Annotated in this window: 17 protein-coding genes; 8 read left to right on the top strand and 9 right to left on the bottom strand. The window is 41.7% G+C overall.

Annotated features, from left to right (window positions below):
• Positions 1-88: 88 nt before the first annotated feature.
• From ACKI4H_RS12875 to leuB, 5 genes are all read left to right on the top strand, one after another.
• Positions 89-283: a hypothetical protein gene (locus ACKI4H_RS12875; RefSeq protein ID WP_407306331.1), complete on the top strand. Its 195-nt coding sequence runs from the start codon at positions 89-91 to the stop codon at positions 281-283.
• A 270-nt stretch (positions 284-553) separates the two neighbouring features.
• Positions 554-1,987: a 3-isopropylmalate dehydratase large subunit gene (gene leuC / locus ACKI4H_RS12880; RefSeq protein WP_407306333.1), complete on the top strand. Its 1,434-nt coding sequence runs from the start codon at positions 554-556 to the stop codon at positions 1,985-1,987.
• Between the two features lie 114 nt (positions 1,988-2,101).
• Positions 2,102-2,752, top strand: a complete 651-nt coding sequence (leuD, locus tag ACKI4H_RS12885) for a 3-isopropylmalate dehydratase small subunit (protein WP_407306335.1) — start codon at positions 2,102-2,104, stop codon at positions 2,750-2,752.
• A gap of 104 nt (positions 2,753-2,856) precedes the next feature.
• Complete coding sequence (locus ACKI4H_RS12890; RefSeq protein WP_407306337.1) at positions 2,857-3,441, top strand: hypothetical protein; 585 nt, start codon at positions 2,857-2,859, stop codon at positions 3,439-3,441.
• 24 nt (positions 3,442-3,465) lie between these two features.
• Positions 3,466-4,545 (top strand): 3-isopropylmalate dehydrogenase, encoded by a 1,080-nt coding sequence (gene leuB, locus ACKI4H_RS12895; RefSeq protein WP_407306338.1) that lies wholly within the window; start codon positions 3,466-3,468, stop codon positions 4,543-4,545.
• Between the two features lie 70 nt (positions 4,546-4,615).
• Here the strand turns inward: leuB and ACKI4H_RS12900 are convergent, their stop codons facing one another.
• The 3 genes from ACKI4H_RS12900 to infA all read right to left on the bottom strand — a co-directional run bounded on the left by ACKI4H_RS12900 (position 4,616) and on the right by infA (position 5,889).
• A complete protein-coding gene (locus tag ACKI4H_RS12900; RefSeq protein ID WP_407306340.1) occupies positions 4,616-5,002 on the bottom strand; it encodes a hypothetical protein in 387 nt (128 codons plus the stop codon).
• Between the two features lie 150 nt (positions 5,003-5,152).
• Positions 5,153-5,533: a hypothetical protein gene (locus ACKI4H_RS12905; RefSeq protein WP_407306411.1), complete on the bottom strand. Its 381-nt coding sequence runs from the start codon at positions 5,531-5,533 to the stop codon at positions 5,153-5,155.
• Positions 5,534-5,667: 134 nt separating this feature from the next.
• Entirely contained in the window at positions 5,668-5,889 is a 222-nt protein-coding gene (infA, locus tag ACKI4H_RS12910; protein WP_001284370.1) for a translation initiation factor IF-1, read from the bottom strand.
• 231 nt (positions 5,890-6,120) lie between these two features.
• Between infA and ACKI4H_RS12915 the strand changes: the two genes are divergently transcribed.
• Complete coding sequence (locus ACKI4H_RS12915; protein WP_131267178.1) at positions 6,121-7,131, top strand: AraC family transcriptional regulator; 1,011 nt, start codon at positions 6,121-6,123, stop codon at positions 7,129-7,131.
• A 110-nt stretch (positions 7,132-7,241) separates the two neighbouring features.
• Here ACKI4H_RS12915 and truA read toward each other — a convergent pair whose 3' ends face one another.
• The 5 genes from truA to asd all read right to left on the bottom strand — a co-directional run bounded on the left by truA (position 7,242) and on the right by asd (position 13,187).
• Positions 7,242-8,039 (bottom strand): tRNA pseudouridine(38-40) synthase TruA, encoded by a 798-nt coding sequence (truA, locus tag ACKI4H_RS12920; protein ID WP_407306345.1) that lies wholly within the window; start codon positions 8,037-8,039, stop codon positions 7,242-7,244.
• 12 nt (positions 8,040-8,051) lie between these two features.
• On the bottom strand, positions 8,052-9,020 hold the full coding sequence (locus tag ACKI4H_RS12925) for an asparaginase (RefSeq protein WP_407306347.1): 969 nt from the start codon (positions 9,018-9,020) through the stop codon (positions 8,052-8,054).
• A gap of 48 nt (positions 9,021-9,068) precedes the next feature.
• Entirely contained in the window at positions 9,069-10,397 is a 1,329-nt protein-coding gene (locus ACKI4H_RS12930; protein ID WP_407306349.1) for a hypothetical protein, read from the bottom strand.
• A gap of 69 nt (positions 10,398-10,466) precedes the next feature.
• Complete coding sequence (locus tag ACKI4H_RS12935) at positions 10,467-11,924, bottom strand: hypothetical protein (RefSeq protein ID WP_407306351.1); 1,458 nt, start codon at positions 11,922-11,924, stop codon at positions 10,467-10,469.
• A 144-nt stretch (positions 11,925-12,068) separates the two neighbouring features.
• The gene (asd, locus tag ACKI4H_RS12940) at positions 12,069-13,187 is read right to left on the bottom strand and encodes an aspartate-semialdehyde dehydrogenase (RefSeq protein ID WP_407306353.1); all 1,119 of its coding nucleotides are present in this window, start codon (positions 13,185-13,187) and stop codon (positions 12,069-12,071) included.
• A 187-nt stretch (positions 13,188-13,374) separates the two neighbouring features.
• Here asd and ACKI4H_RS12945 point away from each other — a divergent pair, with 187 nt between their 5' ends.
• Both ACKI4H_RS12945 and ACKI4H_RS12950 read left to right on the top strand, forming a co-directional pair.
• Positions 13,375-14,502, top strand: a complete 1,128-nt coding sequence (locus ACKI4H_RS12945; RefSeq protein ID WP_407306355.1) for an endonuclease/exonuclease/phosphatase family protein — start codon at positions 13,375-13,377, stop codon at positions 14,500-14,502.
• Between the two features lie 624 nt (positions 14,503-15,126).
• Positions 15,127-15,534 carry a GNAT family N-acetyltransferase gene (locus tag ACKI4H_RS12950; RefSeq protein ID WP_407306413.1) on the top strand — a complete coding sequence of 136 codons (408 nt, stop codon included), beginning with the start codon at positions 15,127-15,129 and terminating at the stop codon, positions 15,532-15,534.
• Positions 15,535-15,627: 93 nt separating this feature from the next.
• Here ACKI4H_RS12950 and ACKI4H_RS12955 read toward each other — a convergent pair whose 3' ends face one another.
• On the bottom strand, positions 15,628-16,734 hold the full coding sequence (locus ACKI4H_RS12955; RefSeq protein WP_407306357.1) for a glycosyltransferase family 4 protein: 1,107 nt from the start codon (positions 16,732-16,734) through the stop codon (positions 15,628-15,630).
• Positions 16,735-16,759: the final 25 nt, after the last annotated feature.

The raw sequence follows: 16,759 nt of genomic DNA on the forward strand, positions 1-16,759 counted from the left end.
TTTTAATCGGTTTTATAAATTGGAAGTGAGTTAATTAAAAACATAAATAAACAGTATCTACTACTGATGTACGACTAAAAGGATGTGAATGATGGATATTAAACATATTAAATATTTGCTGGATAGTTTTGAAGAAGCGGTTGAAAAACGCATGGGTGTCTATGAACTTGCAGATGACGAAGGGGATGAAAACAGAGCCGCTGCTGAGTGTAGCCAAGCCAAGGCTAAATTAATCAGGGCGATTGAACAGCTGGCAGAGAGTAAAGAGCAGTCTTCTAAATAGATGAGCTTTGTTAACGTATCTATTTTATAAAAGTTAAGTTTTTTCTATGAAGAAATAATCGATCTCAAATGGATCAAAAATCATGTGTAATTAGGGTTTTGGCTGGAAAAGTATGGATATGAAATTTTGCAGTAATGCAGGCTTTTATAGACTAAAAACAAATTCCAAAAAGTTTTCAAACTAATAAAAATGATAAATTAGATTTATGTTAATACGTGGTTATAATCGAAGTTAATGAAAGCATTACCCAGTTCTATGGAGCGCGTCGACATGGCAGGCAATACCCAAAAAGCAAAGACTTTGTATGACAAATTGTGGGATGACCATTTAGTAAAACAACGAGATGATGGCTCAGCCTTACTTTATATCGATCGTCATTTATTACATGAAGTAACGTCGCCCCAAGCTTTTGAGGGTTTACAGCTTGCAGGTCGTAAACCTTGGCGTTTAAGTGCCAATGTCGCAACTCCAGACCATAACGTGCCAACATCAAAAGCTGAACGCGATCAAGGGATTGCCGGGATTGAAGATGCAACTTCACGTATCCAGGTACAAACTTTGGATGACAACTGTGAAGCTTTCAATATTGTTGAATTTAAAATCAATGATATCCGCCAAGGGATCGCGCATGTGGTTGGGCCTGAACAAGGTTTGACTTTGCCGGGTATGACCGTGGTGTGTGGTGACTCACATACCGCGACGCATGGTGCATTTGGTTGCTTGGCACACGGGATTGGTACTTCAGAAGTTGAACATGTATTGGCGACTCAATGCTTGGTTCAAAAGAAAATGAAAAACATGTTGGTTCGTGTTGACGGTAAATTAGGTCAGGGCGTCACTTCAAAAGATGTCGTATTGGCGATCATTGGTAAAATTGGTACGGCTGGCGGTACAGGTCACGCAATTGAATTCGGTGGTCAGGTATTCCGTAACATGTCGATTGAAGGTCGTATGACCGTGTGTAACATGGCAATTGAAGCCGGTGCGCGCGTGGGTATGGTCGCTGTCGATGACAAAACGATTGAATATGTAAAAGGTCGTAACTACGCACCCAAAGGTGAGCAGTGGGATCAGGCAGTTGAATACTGGAATACCTTGCATTCGGATGAGGGCGCACACTTTGACACTGTAGTGGTAATACAAGGTGAAGAGATCGAACCGCAAGTGTCATGGGGTACATCACCTGAAATGGTGATTCCTGTTTCAGAAGCTGTACCGACTTTAGAACAAGCCAAAGATGACGTACAACGCAATGACTGGACCCGTGCTTATCAATATATGGGTTTAAATGCAGGTCAGGCATTGGCAGACATTCAGTTAGACCGCGTATTTATTGGTTCATGCACCAACTCTCGTATTGAAGATATTCGTGCTGCCGCTGAAGTGATTAAAGGTCGTAAAGTTGCCGCTTCAATTAAACAGGCGATGGTGGTTCCCGGTTCTGGTTTAGTGAAACAGCAAGCTGAAGCTGAAGGCTTGGATCAAGTATTTTTGCAGGCTGGTTTTGAGTGGCGTGAACCCGGTTGTTCAATGTGTTTGGCGATGAATGCTGACAAATTGCAACCGGGTGAGCATTGTGCCTCAACCTCTAACCGTAACTTTGAAGGTCGTCAGGGTAATGGCGGTCGTACGCACTTGGTGAGCCCAGCTATGGCAGCAGCAGCAGCCATTGCCGGTCATTTTGTTGACGTGCGTTCATTCTAAGTTTAAGCCCTCATTCCAGCCTTCGCCCTGAGCCATGAATGGCGCAAGAGAAGGGGTTTCCTCTTCTTGTAGGAGAGGGCTGGGGAGAGGTAACGGATTCATTGGGAAATAAACATGAAAAAATATACTGTTGAACAAGGTATCGTTGCACCATTAGACCGTGCCAATGTCGATACAGATTTAATTATTCCAAAACAGTTTTTGAAATCGATCAAACGTACCGGTTTTGGTGAAAATCTGTTTGATGAATTGCGTTATTTGGATGAAGGTTATTTGGGTTTAGATAATTCTAAACGTCCCAAAAATCCAGATTTTGCTTTGAATCAACCGCGTTATCAAGGTGCTTCTATTTTGATTTCACGTGCCAACTTTGGTTGTGGTTCAAGCCGTGAGCATGCGCCGTGGGCACTTGAGGAATACGGTTTCCGTACGGTAATTGCGCCAAGTTATGCAGACATTTTCTTTAACAACAGCTTTAAAAACGGAATGTTGCCTGTAATCTTATCTGAACAGATTGTGGATCAGTTATTTAAAGAGTGTGCTGCAACTGAAGGTTACCAGTTAACTATCGATCTTGAAGCCCAAGAAGTACGTACACCATCGGGTGAAAGCTTTAAATTTGAAGTTGATCCGTTTCGTAAACATTGTTTATTGAATGGTTTGGATGATATTGGTTTAACTCTTCAGGCAGCTGATGATATTCGTGCCTATGAAGAAAAAACCAAACAATCGCGTCCTTGGGTATTTCAGGAAATTCGCGGTTAATTGCTTGAATTTTCAGCCCTAGTAGTATCGGAGCCTAACTCTTGCTAATATCGAGTCCATAAAAATATCTCGTTGGCTTTAATTGGTGAGGGGGGACTCGAACAATGGCAAAGGTTTATGGTCGGCTTGCTGTACTTGGGCTTATGGTCGCATCATTAAGTGCATGCCAAGCCATTGATACAGCGCGTATTAAAAATGTGAAAGAAACAAAATCGACAGAATTGAATGCCTTGATTTTCTGTACCGGTACAGAACAATGCGAATTTGAGCGGTTGAATCAAATTCACATTGTTGATGCACAGAGTCATCGGGTGAGTCGTGAAGCCATTCAGCAAGGTCTGGTCCGTTTGCAGGCCAAGTCCTTAAATGAAGCGAATCCTTTATTTCTGTCAGTACCCGCAGGGCAGCATGAATTGGTGATTCGTTTCTATCCGATATCCAAGGATCGCGCTGAAACTTTGCATGTATTCCACAATTTCACGTCGCAAAAACCCTATACCTTTAAGATGTATCGTGACCGAACCCATCATAAAGGTAATTTGTTGAATGCATCTGCACCAGATCCACTCTGTGTTGAACTTCATCAAGAACAAAAGACCATTCGGCGTTTCTGCAAACCGTATAATGTCCTGAATGGCTTAGGCGAGTTTGTGGAACAAAAAAATTTAAAATCCCCCTCAGTCAAATGACTGAATTGAAAAATGGAAAATCTCATGTCTAAACATATTTTGATTTTAGCTGGTGACGGCATCGGTCCTGAAATTGTTAAAGCCGCAGAGCAGGTACTCACACGAGTAAATGAAAAATTCAATTTAGGTTTGACTTGGGAACAGGGTTTATTGGGCGGTGCAGCGATTGATGCACATGGAGCACCCTATCCTGAACAGACATCCGAACAGGCAAAAAGAGCAGACGCAATTTTACTCGGTGCGGTCGGTGGGCCTAAATGGGATGCCATTGAGCGCTCAATTCGTCCAGAACGCGGTCTGTTGAAATTACGTAGTGAACTCAATCTTTTTGCTAACTTGCGTCCTGCAATTTTATATCCGCAATTGGCTGATGCTTCAAGTTTAAAACCGGAAATCGTATCTGGCTTGGATATTCTCATCGTTCGCGAATTGACGGGTGGCATCTATTTCGGTCAACCTCGTGGTATTCGTGAACTCGAAAACGGTGAAAAACAGGGCTTTAACACTGACATTTATTCAGAGTCTGAAATCAAGCGTATTGCCAAAGTGGCGTTTGAGCTGGCAGGTCTGCGTGGCGGTAAAGTATGTTCTGTCGATAAAGCCAATGTGCTTGAAGTGACTGAGCTTTGGAAACAAACTGTGACTGCAATGAAAGAAGCAGAATATCCAGAGATTAACTTGTCACACATGTATGTGGATAATGCAGCAATGCAATTGGTACGTGCCCCTAAACAGTTTGACGTGATTGTGACCTCTAACTTGTTTGGCGATATTTTGTCGGATGAAGCGGCGATGTTGACCGGTTCAATCGGCATGTTGCCATCTGCATCACTAGATGAAAATGGTAAAGGTATGTATGAACCTTGCCATGGTTCGGCACCAGACATCGCAGGTCAAAACCTGGCGAACCCACTTGCAACGATTCTTTCGGTTGCCATGATGCTTCGTTACACTTTCCGTGAAGAAGCTGCAGCACAGGCCATTGAAGATGCAGTAGGTCAGGTCTTGGATCAAGGTTTGCGTACCCCAGATATTATGTCTGAAGGCATGAATAAAGTCGGTACGGTTGAGATGGGTCAAGCGGTAGTTACTGCATTGAACTAAGTTGGTTTTGATTAAAAAACGCAGCCTTGAGCTGCGTTTTTTATAGCTGGAATTTCGAATCTGAAAATGATTAACAGGTTCGACCTGAAGTACGGACAGCTGTTGCAATATTATTTTTTAATAAAAAAGTAATTTTACACTGTAGATCAATGTCATAGCTGTCTGCAGGACTGATAGGGATGGGGGCAGGTCCACTCCCTGCCGAAGGCAAAGGAATAGAAATAGGACGTTGTACCACATAGCTTAATTGCTTGGCGCTAAGTTTGGGGCCACTGACCTGTTGATAACCTAGGTGTTTCAGATCCAGATTTTGATCGATGAACTGGCTACTTTGTCCAATAAACTGTTGCAAGTAAGCTTCCCGTTCAGTTGGGGTAGTGGTTGGTGAATGTGTACAACCGGTCATGCCGATAAATATGCCCAAGAGACTCAGGGATACTCGATGAGATAACAACATAATTCACTCCTGCACAGGACTGACTGAAGACCAGTTTAGGCAGAAAATAGCAGGGTTATTGTTGTAATTTGACACGCGGTAGAGAGGACTATAATGAGTTGGGTCCCTCATTTAATCCAAATACAGGCTCTGAACTTCACTGAATGCAGTTCAGCAAGCTCTACCGGTATAACGAATGTCTTGAACAATTTCATCTTTCAAGTCAAACCAGATTTGGCATTTCATCTCAATATTATAACCCCCATTCGAGGGTGTCGGCATTGGTGCACCTATCGAGATGCTTTGACTAATATTAGGCGTACCCATCGGAATATTCATATCCCGGAAAATAGTGTAGCTGAGAAATTCTGTTGTCTGAATCGGTGTCTGGGAGGTTTTGAATCCCATTGCACGAAGATCAAGCTGGCTGCGAACCTGTACTGCAGTTTGACCGACATAGGGCTGTAAAGACTGATACAGATGCTGATTTCCGCCTGTGGCACATGCAACGAGAAACAAGCTGGGAAATAGGGTCAAGCACTTCATATTTATTGTTTTTATACAGGTTGTTTTAATTAAATGAATAGTCGTGAAATTATCGCCCTGTGTCAAATTGTTTTATTCATCGGTAAATAATTAAAGTCATAAAAAAAGCCACTAAAAGTGGCTTTTGCTTGCGCTAAAACTTAGCGTGCACGATAGGTGATACGACCTTTAGTCAAATCATAAGGTGTCATTTCAACCTTCACACTGTCGCCAGTTAAAATGCGGATATAGTGTTTACGCATTTTACCAGAGATGTGGGCAATCACTTCGTGACCGTTCTCTAAACGTACACGGAACATAGTATTAGGAAGCGTCTCGGTGACAACGCCTTCGAACTCGATGAGTTCCTCTTTATTGGCCATAGCCTACCTGAATGAATAAATTGGAAAGGCGCAAATTATAGTCAATTTTTTTGCATAAAACAAGGCACAATGCGGCTTTGCTCGATCATCTGTCAGTTAAATAAGCGAACCGTCGGTTTAAATTTTTTCTACAAAAAATTGTATTGTTCTGTTGTCAGTTTGGTCAATCACAGTTAATCTAAAATTAATCTTTTTAAATATAAATGAATAATATATAAGGAAGGTCTTTGCGTGGGTCAGTTAACTGATGCATCGGTTATTTTACGATTGGGTTACCAGGCCATTCGTCGTTCAGGTTTGCCAACTGAAGAAATTTTAACGAAAGCTGGTGTGGCATTAAATCAGGTCGAAACGAATGATCGTACTCCGCTCAGTGCCCAATATGCATTTTGGGTGGCTGCAGAGGAGGTGAGTAAAGATCCTGACATCGGGCTGCATTTAGGTGAACACCTGCCTTTATATCGCGGACAGGTGATTGAACATCTGTTTATTTCAAGTGAAAACTTTGGGGAAGGGCTAAAACGTGCCTTGGCCTATCAACGACTGATTAGTGATGCATTTCATGCAAAACTGATTATTGAAGATGACCGTTGCTATCTTACTAATGGTGAGCAGGGTGCTTGGTCGGACAATTTGGTCAATCGCCATTTTTCTGAATGTGCGATGTCTGGGGTATTGCGCTTCTTTAAATTTATTACCGAAGGTCGTTTTCAGCCGATTTATATTGACTTTAATTTTAGCCAGGGTGCATTCGATGAAGAATATTTTCGGGTTTACGAGTGTCCGGTGAGTTTAGGACAAAAGGAAACACGTTTATATTTTGATCCTGCCATTTTGGATTATCAATTATGGCAGGCAGAACCTGAATTATTACAGTTGCATGAGCAACTGGCGCTTGAAAAACTGCAAGAACTTGCACGTTATGATTTGGTCGGTGAGGTTCGCCGTGCCATCGGTTCAACCCTAGAAAGTGGTGAAACGACTTTAGAGACCGTTGCAACGCATTTGAATATTACACCGCGCCGTTTACGTACCCAGCTGAGTGAAGCCAATACAAGTTTCCAGCAAATCCTGTCCGATTATCGCTGTCGTTTGGCAAAAAAACTGTTAGCCAATACAGCGGAAAGTGTAGAACGGATTGTATATCTCACCGGTTTTTCCGAGCCAAGTACTTTTTATCGTGCCTTTAAGCGCTGGACCAATGAAACGCCAGTGGAATATAGAAAGCGTAAGCAGCGTTAAGATTAATATTTAAAAGAACCCTCCTAACCTACCTTTTTAAAAGAGAGGAATTCCCCTCCTTTCAGGAGGGGTTAGGGGAGGTATATATTCTAAAAAATGTAAGCTAAGCCTTATTCCGGCATATTTAACCAATGTGGTCCAAGTGGTGTTTTGGGTAAATCAAACTGTTCTGGGTAATGGGCTTGGATAAAATAAAGCCCATCGGGTGGAGCAGTGATCCCTGCAGCTTTACGATCTTCAGCTGCAAAAATTTCGTCAATATGGTCAATTTCATACATCCCCTGACCAATTTCAAGCAAGCATCCCATAATGTTGCGTACCATATGATGTAAAAAACCGTCTGCCTGAATATCTAATACCAAATAACAACCGTGACGGATTAAACGGCAATGGCTGACATGACGAACTGGTTGATTCGATTGACAGGATGCAGCACGAAAGCTCTCAAAGTTATGTGTACCTTCAAATTTCTTTGCAGCCGCAATCATCTTGTCGACATCAAGCGGGTAATACACGTGCGTCACTTGTTTATAGAGCAGTGCAGGGCGACTGGGCGAATTGTAAACGACATAGCGATAACGGCGTGATTGTGCTTTAAAACGGGCATGGAAGTCCGTATCCATCTCTTTAATCCACTGGATGGCAATGTCTTTAGGCAAAGTACTATTTGCGCCCATCAACCAACCCCGCAGTGGACGAATGGCAGAGGTGTCAAAATGTGCGACCATATTGGTGGCATGCACACCTGCATCTGTACGTCCAGCGCCATGTAAAATAATGGGTTCGTTGGCAATTTTGCTGAGGACGGTTTCAATCGTTTCTTGCACGCTACGCACGCCAGTTTGCTGGGTTTGCCACCCTCGATACTCAACCCCAGAAAACTCAATACCGACCGCAAAACGCTGCATATTTACCTCTATTTACACTGAATCATGCCAGTGAGCATGCCACTGGTCTACGCTGTCGTATTGTAAATACATTTTCAGTGCTTTTGCATAAAGATCTGCATGACCTAGGCAATCGTTTATCATAATATTGGCATGCTTTATCCATTCACTTACCGCATAGCGCTGGTCCATGGTGCCAAAAGGTACTTGAGTAGTGAGAATAATGGCACAGCCTTGTGCGTGTATATCATGAAGCGTCGCGAGCAATTCTTCATTCACCACCAAATTACCTGTACCAAAGGCCTGCAAAATCAGAAAATGAGGAGGATGTTGTTGTAAGTTTTTTAAGTTTTTAATCTGTTGTTCGATGGCGATGGGCTGTGCCATTAGGCTTAAACAGTTAAATGAGTATGCTTTCTCAATATCATGTTCATGAACGAGATAGCTTTGCTGATGTGTAATTAAGATTTCTTTGGCGTTTAATCCCGTGAATGCATCTAATTCAGTTGTATGCTGTTTCAATGCAGTTTGAGCGTGAATAAGCTGGTGATGAAAAGCCAAATAGACCCCGACAGAACTTTTTGCCACCGCATCGAGGGAAAAATTAAGGTTATCGATGGCATCAGTAAATTCACGGCTATTCGTTCCATTTAAGTTCAGTAATGGATATTGGCTACCGGTCAGTACCACATGCGCAGAGTGCCCGATAAAGCGTGCAAGTGTTGCACTGGCATAGCTGAGGGTATCAGTACCATGAATCACGACAAAATGTTGATAATTTTTAAGTTGTAAATTTTGAATTAGCTGAATCAGTTGCAACCAGTCAGTTGCAGTACAGGCACTGCTGTCTTTTATGCTGGGCGCAACAAAACATTGAATATTAAGATGCAAGGGAAGAATGCGTTGTAACTGGGGGATAAAATTTTCAGCAGGCATCGGACTCAGTGGCTCGCCAATACAGCCAAATGTACCGCCCATATAAATTAAAGCTATTTTTTTCATAATAAAAAAGCAGTCAATGATGACTGCTTTATAGTAGAGCGAAATAACTCAAGAAGCTATCTGGTTGCGTAACTGATTGGCTTGCTGGCGTTGTTCAGCTGTATATTCAGCTTCTTGCTCTGTTAATAATTCACGTGCTGACTCAAAAGCACCCAATTGAATATATTGCTGTGCAAGATCTAAATTCAGACTAATTTCATTGACTTCAACCAGTTCCGGAAAGGATTGAACCAGTGGATCATTTTGGTCTGCTTTAGAGGTAGATGAGCTGATATTGCTAATATCAAAATTCACACCTGAAGCTTTGACTGAAGCGGGTTCTACAGATTGTTGCTCGGTTGTCGTTGCTGGCTCTAAATTAAAGTCTAAATCTAAACTTGGTTTGGTTTTTTCAACTGCAATTTTTACTTCAGTCGGTGCAACAGCTTCTGCAGCTGAAAAATCAAAGTTAAATTTAGGTTTCTCATCAAGCACCGGTTCAGCCGTAATCGCTGCATCAGCTGTGGTGGTTTGTTCTGCTGCTGGAGTATCTAGACTAAAAGAGAAATCTAAAGGCTTGATTTCTTCTGCTATGGGAGCTGCTTCTTGCGTGGGAGCTGCTGCCGCAGGATTAGGTTCTAAAGAAAGTGTACTGAAGTCTAAAGGTTTGAACTCTTCAACTGTAGAGGCAGGTGCTTCTGCTTTTGTGTTATCTAAGGCAAAGGTATTGAAATCTAAGGGCTGAATTTCTTCAATTGCTTCGGTTTGGGTTAAAAGCGATTCTTGCTGTAATTGATCGAAAGATTGAGAAGGTACTGTCGCAGTTGGTACAGTAGTCTTCATGAGCGCATCAAAATCAGCCGTATTTTTTGGTTCAGTCGGTGCTGTATGCGTAGGCGCTGAAAACGAAACTTCTGGTTTGAAATCAATGGTATCTCTAGAACCTTCTGCTTCTTTGTCATGGGCTGCTTTTTTAGCGAGCGCTTGTTCTAAAAATTCATCTAGCTCTAATGAGCGGAGATGGTTAATCAGTTGGCTAATTGCAAACTCATCTTTTTGCAAGATGTGAATTTCGAGTAAAAGTAAATACAACTCATGCTGTGAATTGTCTCTGTTTAATGCCTGATTAATCTGTGCTTCAGCAGAAAAAAAGTTACGCTCACGGATTAAAGCTTCAATTTTATTGCGTATATCAGCAGCTAAAGGGGTGGTTTTTTTCTTTTCAACAACCGTATTTGCCACAATTTGAGTTTTTTGCGGGGTCTTTTTTGTTGAGTTTACTTTTTTAGCTTTGGTCTTAGATGTGGACGTTTGCTCTGCCTGTTTATTTGTGTCACGCTTTTTTAATACAATTGCGATCACTAATAATAATATAAACGGAATCACATAAAGCAGCATGTTGTTACCCCTTACAGGATTGAGTTTTTATCAATGAAACTCATCCAAAAAATCAAATTGTATAACACCTTAGTGTGTTGGCTTTTTCTCTACTTGTTGTGCTTTCAATTGTTGTTGCAATTGCGCAAGACGAGTATTTAATAATTGAATTCTGTGATCCTTGTGACGTAATGCCAATTCTAACTGTGTTACGTTTCTCTGTAATTTAACGGTTTTTTCACGCGATGTCATAACTTTTAATGATAACTCGTTCGATGTTTGATTTTTTTTTGTGTTCTTTTTAGCAGAACCACTGACTGAATCTTGTTCTTTCTCTGCAACCAGACTCATCTCCGCCTGATTTAGGCGGTATTTGGCTTTACCCGATTGGTTAGACGGCGTTTTTGCCAAGTGTGCAACACTGACTTTCTTGTCTTCTTTTTGACTATGGAGGGTATTTAGACTCAATGCCGCACCACGACGTAAGCGATTCATATCTCCCTGAATAAAGGCGTGTTCATTGTTCGCTTTAATCTGCTTCATGACTTCGCCGATTGGACGGTTCTGCTCAGTTGCAACCCGTGAAGCGATCGCCCAAAGCGACTCATTGGATTGCACCACATGTTTTGTGGTTTGAGCTGTAACTACATCTTCATTTTGCTGTTTGGGTGGCTTAGGAGCAGGCGCAGGTATTTCCGGTTTAGTTTTTGCAGCCGCTTGTTCTGCTGCTTTACTCGTTATTTTATTTTCGGCTATTTTTTGAGTGGGTGATTCTGCAAATTTCTTCACTAATGGGTCTGCAGAAGACATTGTATTAGACGTTGTTTTATTCGATGCAAGAGGCGTGTCTTTAATCTGATTTTTTGTCGTGATTTGTTCGGGTGCTGATGTTTTTATTTCAGCTAAAGCCGTGGTATTGGGTTGCGCAGAAGGCATATTCATTGATGAGATGACCACAGGTGCTGGAGTCATGGCATTTAAGCGAGGCGGCGCTGCTTTTTGCACCATCAATGGGGCTTCAAAGGATTGATCAGCTGCTGGTTGTGCTTTTGCAACCTGATATTGAGTGCTTTCAGGCAAGTGCAAGGCAATATCTTTTTCACTGACAATGGTAATGGGAGCTAAAGGTTTTTCATTGCTGGCAATACGTGCCTGAGTAGGGGTGCTGCCACGTTGTAACGGTGTTTTAATATGCTGTAAGCGCGTGGCATTGCCTTGCTGAATTTTGATAATAATATTCAGTTCAGCTTCAGTCAGTGGACGGGAAGAGGTAATGGTAATTACACCATTGCCAGAACCATCACGACGAGTAAAAAAATTAAGATGTCCAGGTGGTTGGTGTGCTACGCCTAAAGTGGAAATATCATCTGAGCTGGCTAAGCTGGCTTGTATTTGTGAATTAGGATCAGCTTGGCGGAAATTCATTTCTGCATAGAGTAATTCGCCTGGTGCAGATTGAATTTGAATAGGGTCAAGAGTAATCGCATGAATATGCTGTGAAGTAATAATGGCTAAAATGGCAATCTTTAATTTGTTATATGCAGTCATCTTAATTTTTAGCTCAATTTTGTATCGCATTGCGAAAGTTGTAGATTAACGAGATGTTGAATAATTGTAAAATACTAACATAAAGAATACATAAAAAAAGCCGGTCAAGGGTGACCGGCTTTTCGTTTTTTTAAACTTTAACAATTAAGCATTTTTATAATCAATAAGAATGCGAAGCATACGGCGTAAAGGTTCCGCAGCGCCCCACAGCAATTGGTCACCTACAGTGAATGCACCCAGGTATTCTTTGCCCATATTCAGTTTACGCAAACGACCCACTGGAACAGACAATGTACCTGTTACCGCGACAGGAGTCAGATCCGTCATCGATGCTTCACGGGTATTTGGAACCACTTTTGCCCATGGGTTGGATTGTCGAATCATGTCTTCAATCTCATCCAAAGGTACGTCTTTCTTAAGCTTCAAAGTTAAAGCCTGAGAATGGCAACGCATTGCACCAATACGCACACAGTGACCATCAATCGGAACAATTTGTTGGTTGCCCAAGATTTTGTTGGTTTCAACTTGCGCTTTCCACTCTTCTTTTGACTGACCATTATCAAGTTGTTTGTCGATATATGGAATGAGTGAGCCGGCTAAAGGCACACCAAAGTTGGCAGCAGGGAAGCCTTCACCACGTTGCAAAGATGCAATTTTAGAATCGATATCTAAAATTGGTGAACGCGGATCATCGAGCAAATCTTTGGTATTGTTATATAAATACCCCATACCCGTGATCAGTTCACGCATGTTTTGTGCACCTGCACCTGATGCTGCCTGATATGTCATTGCAGTCATCCACTCTACCAAATTGTTTTGGTAAAGCGCGCCCATGCTCATCAACATCAATGAAACGGTACAGTTACCACCGACAAATGTTTTAGTGCCATTCACCAAGCCATCTTTAATCACGTTCATGTTGACTGGATCAAGCACGATGATCGCTTCATCATCCATACGCAGTGTTGATGCCGCATCAATCCAGTAACCGTTCCAGTTTTCCCCTTTTAATTTAGGAAAAACTTCAGAGGTATAATCACCACCTTGGCAGGTAATAATGACATCCATCTGCTTCAGACTGCTAATATCTGATGCATCCATAAGTGCTGGGGCAGTCTTACCGCCAAACGCAGGCGCTTCACCACCGGCATTACTGGTAGAAAAATAGAATGGCTCAAAATGAGCAAAATCATTCTCTTCAACCATACGTTGCATAAGGACAGAACCAACCATCCCGCGCCAACCGACCAGACCTACTTTCATGTCGCTTTGCCTCGGTGCGTAAAAAATAAAAAGGGGGCTTGAGTGTATCAAAAGCGACCACAACTGCAAGTACTACACAATGAAAACATCAATATTATTGAGCGAAATATCTTGTTTATGTTACATAGAAAATTGATAAAGTTATTTCATCATAGAAAAACTAAAAGCAATACAAGAGCAGAGACTTATGATTTGGGTGGAGTTAATTTCGGTTTTTGTCATCTGGCTGACATTTTGGTCATTAATTCCGCGGGATGAATGGTGGATTCGAGGGACCGATTTTCCACGCTTGCAGATTTTAGTTTTAGGACTGATTTCTTTTGTGCTGTTATTGATCTGGGATCAGCCTTGGGATCTATGGCGTGAAATTGTCTTTATTGCGTTGATTGCGGCACTCGCTTATCAACTTAAAATGGTGCTGCCTTATACCTTTATCTGGAAAAAGCAGGTTAAAAAAGTCCGTAGGCATCAACTTCATCCAGATAAGCAAATTTCTTTGATTGTTAGCAATGTACTGACGCCAAATGATAAATACCATTTGCTGATTGAACAGATCCAGAAACATCAACCTGATCTGGTACTGACATTGGAAACGGATCTAAACTGGCAAAAAGCACTTTCCGTGATTGAAAAAGATTATCCTTATCGCGTGCCTGTGCCTTTGGATAATCTGTATGGGATGCATCTCTACAGTAAGCTTGAACTGAAAGATACTGAAGTGAAATTCATTTTAAGTGATGAAATTCCTTCCATTTATACCACAGTGATTTTACGTTCCGGCCAACCGGTTCAACTCTATTGCTTGCATCCTAAACCGCCAAGCCCAACCGAAGCCAAAGATTCCACTCTCCGAGATGCGGAACTTTTAATGGTCGGTGATCAAATTAAAGATTTGGATGAGAGCTGTATTGTAATGGGGGACTTGAATGACGTGGCGTGGTCAAGAACCACACGATTATTTCAGCGGATTAGTGGGCTGCTTGATCCGCGTGTAGGGCGACATTATATCAATACCTTCCATGCAGATTATCCATTGTTGCGCTGGTCTTTGGATCATATATTTCACAGTACCGATTTTGCCTTGGTTCATATGGAACGGTTGCCGCATGTCGGTTCAGATCATTTCCCGGTGTATGTCGTACTACAAACCGGTCGTGTTTTTGAGCAAGTTCAGGATGAGCTGGAACAAACCGATGCAGATGGACAAGAAGCTCAAGAAGCGATTCGGGAAGGCATTAAAAAAGCTGAAAAAGAAGGAAAGTTAGTCACCGATAAAATTGCCCAAGTTTATAAAAGTAATGCTCAACTACATTAAGGGAGTTAGGGGAAAAGTGTACGAAAATGCTTACATGGATAGAGGTCAGTTACGAATAGTTCTTTTTTCTATTTTAGCCTAACCTAGACTTATCAGCCAAGGAGTTGGGAACGGAAAATCCCATTATGGAAGGTGATATTGATAGGCTGAGGGATAGCCATCATGGATGATGCAGCAATGGATCGCACTAAAAAATAACAATACTAAGATTTGAAAGCACAACCTTATACACCCGAGTTTTGCAGGATGCAGAACTCGGGTTTTACTTTATAGAACATTCTAAAAATAAAATTTCAGCTCTGTATTTATTCAAATTCCAAGCACTTAAATTTTAATTGCTCAATTTACTGATTTGTCACGTGATGCTTTTGATATCTATGCAGGGTTATTGATATTTTTTTATAGGGACCTTTTTTCATTATCGTCAGTTGCAATTACACTTTGCCATTTGGGCTGGGGTGATTGTTGCTATCAGTGCAGAATTGTTTGATGCCCGAGATGATTTAATCAATCATGGGTTTTTGCGTATTGGAGCCAGTATGAACAATATTATAAATACCATTTTCTGGCCTTTGGCGAGTGGGTTAATGGTGAGGTTTAGAGCGTGGAAGGACTAATCACGTGATGACTTTTGAAATATCAATGCATGATCAGATTCCTGAAGCAGAAGTTTTAGAAATTTATCGGGCAAATGACTGGTCATCAGCGCAAAAGCCAGTTCAGCTGATGGCAGCATTACGTCATTCACATAGTCTGGTCACAGCCAGACAGGATGGACAGCTTATTGGTCTGGGAAATGCAATATCTGATGGGTATCTGGTGGTGGATTTTCCGCACCTACTCGTGCATCCCCAGTTTCAAAATTTGGGTGCGGGCCGCTTAATGATGCAAGCAATGTTGTTTAAATATAAAGATTTTCACCAAAAAATATTGGTTGCTGAACATCAAGCCATAAAATTTTATCAATCAATGGGCTTTGTTCGCGCAGGACAAACCGAGCCTATGTGGATCTATGCAGGAACAGAACATTGATCATTTTTAGATGATTTATTTAAGCTTGTATTTTATGCCCAACCTGTTTTTGTATGTCACGAAGACGTCATCCATAGACTGAGCTGAACAAATTTAATTTGAACTTAAAACCTGTTTATATAAATCAATGGTCTGATCACACATTTCTTTTAAGCTAAACATCGTGACTGGCTTAACTTCTTGAGGCTGATCAATATGATGCTTTACGGCATTTAAAAGTGCAGATTGATCATCTACCTCAATTAAGCCTTGCGGATAAACCTGGGATAGAATCTCTGCCACACCGCCACGATTCCAGCCAATCACGGGTGTACCTACCGATAATGCTTCTAATGCGGTACGACCAAAGGTTTCCGCCTGATTTGAAAGAGAAAGGACCACATCACTAAAGGCTAGCCATTCACGAATATCCGAACGATGACCAACAAAAGTGATATTGTCGCGTAAACCTTTGCTCTGAATGGTGTCTTGCATTTCTTGTAAGTAAGCAACCTTTTTCGAATCCGCGCCACCCACCACTACCGCATGCAGATTTGGATATTGGTTTTGCAGCTGTTGCATTAATTCAATTAAAGTTTCATGGCCTTTTAAACGGGTAATACGCCCAGGCAGGCAAATTAAAAACTTGTTTTCCAGTTGAGGGAAATCTTTAAAGCTTTGATTAATCCACTGTGCAGAAGGTTGATAGCCGTGAGGAAACTCTTGCGGTGAAATACCCCGATAAATTCGCACGATATTTTCAGGCGGACAGTTTTGATAATGCTCGGTAATGTATTGCACCACACTGTCGGAGACCGCAATGACTTTTTCCGCTTGCGTCATAATTGCGCTATAACGATTGGTCGAATAAAAGCCGTGTACTGTTGAAATGAGATGCGGGCGTTTATGTGCCGGAATGCCTTTTAAGGCAAAGTGCGTCAGCCATGCAGGTACGCGTGAACGGACATGCACGATGTCAGGTTGATGCTGTTCAATCAGTTTTCGCAAAGGGCGTATTTGCCAAAGACTGGATAAAGACTTTTTATGAATCGCTAAAGAGAGATGCTGTGAACCTTCTACTTCAAGTTGAGCGACCAGACGTCCACCATTGGAAACCACCATAGATTCGTGACCGTCTGCAACCAGTGCACGTGCAATTTCCAGTGTGCCACGTTCAACACCACCACTGTTCAATTCAGGAAGAAGCTGCATAATTTTCATAGATGTTATCTTCATTATTTTAAAG

Source organism: Acinetobacter sp., assembly GCF_045628685.1.
Lineage (GTDB): Bacteria > Pseudomonadota > Gammaproteobacteria > Pseudomonadales > Moraxellaceae > Acinetobacter.

What these genes read in the sequence shown, in the direction of transcription:
- ACKI4H_RS12945 (WP_407306355.1), top strand. Translation starts at nt 13,375, where the DNA reads ATGATTTGGGTGGAGTTAATTTCGGTTTTTGTCATCTGGCTGACATTT.
- ACKI4H_RS12955 (WP_407306357.1), bottom strand. Translation starts at nt 16,734, where the DNA reads ATGAAAATTATGCAGCTTCTTCCTGAATTGAACAGTGGTGGTGTTGAA.
- ACKI4H_RS12925 (WP_407306347.1), bottom strand. Translation starts at nt 9,020, where the DNA reads ATGAAAAAAATAGCTTTAATTTATATGGGCGGTACATTTGGCTGTATT.
- ACKI4H_RS12875 (WP_407306331.1), top strand. Translation starts at nt 89, where the DNA reads ATGATGGATATTAAACATATTAAATATTTGCTGGATAGTTTTGAAGAA.
- leuD (WP_407306335.1), top strand. Translation starts at nt 2,102, where the DNA reads ATGAAAAAATATACTGTTGAACAAGGTATCGTTGCACCATTAGACCGT.
- leuB (WP_407306338.1), top strand. Translation starts at nt 3,466, where the DNA reads ATGTCTAAACATATTTTGATTTTAGCTGGTGACGGCATCGGTCCTGAA.
- truA (WP_407306345.1), bottom strand. Translation starts at nt 8,039, where the DNA reads ATGCAGCGTTTTGCGGTCGGTATTGAGTTTTCTGGGGTTGAGTATCGA.
- infA (WP_001284370.1), bottom strand. Translation starts at nt 5,889, where the DNA reads ATGGCCAATAAAGAGGAACTCATCGAGTTCGAAGGCGTTGTCACCGAG.
- ACKI4H_RS12950 (WP_407306413.1), top strand. Translation starts at nt 15,127, where the DNA reads ATGACTTTTGAAATATCAATGCATGATCAGATTCCTGAAGCAGAAGTT.
- ACKI4H_RS12890 (WP_407306337.1), top strand. Translation starts at nt 2,857, where the DNA reads ATGGCAAAGGTTTATGGTCGGCTTGCTGTACTTGGGCTTATGGTCGCA.
- leuC (WP_407306333.1), top strand. Translation starts at nt 554, where the DNA reads ATGGCAGGCAATACCCAAAAAGCAAAGACTTTGTATGACAAATTGTGG.
- ACKI4H_RS12930 (WP_407306349.1), bottom strand. Translation starts at nt 10,397, where the DNA reads ATGCTGCTTTATGTGATTCCGTTTATATTATTATTAGTGATCGCAATT.
- ACKI4H_RS12900 (WP_407306340.1), bottom strand. Translation starts at nt 5,002, where the DNA reads ATGTTGTTATCTCATCGAGTATCCCTGAGTCTCTTGGGCATATTTATC.
- asd (WP_407306353.1), bottom strand. Translation starts at nt 13,187, where the DNA reads ATGAAAGTAGGTCTGGTCGGTTGGCGCGGGATGGTTGGTTCTGTCCTT.
- ACKI4H_RS12935 (WP_407306351.1), bottom strand. Translation starts at nt 11,924, where the DNA reads ATGACTGCATATAACAAATTAAAGATTGCCATTTTAGCCATTATTACT.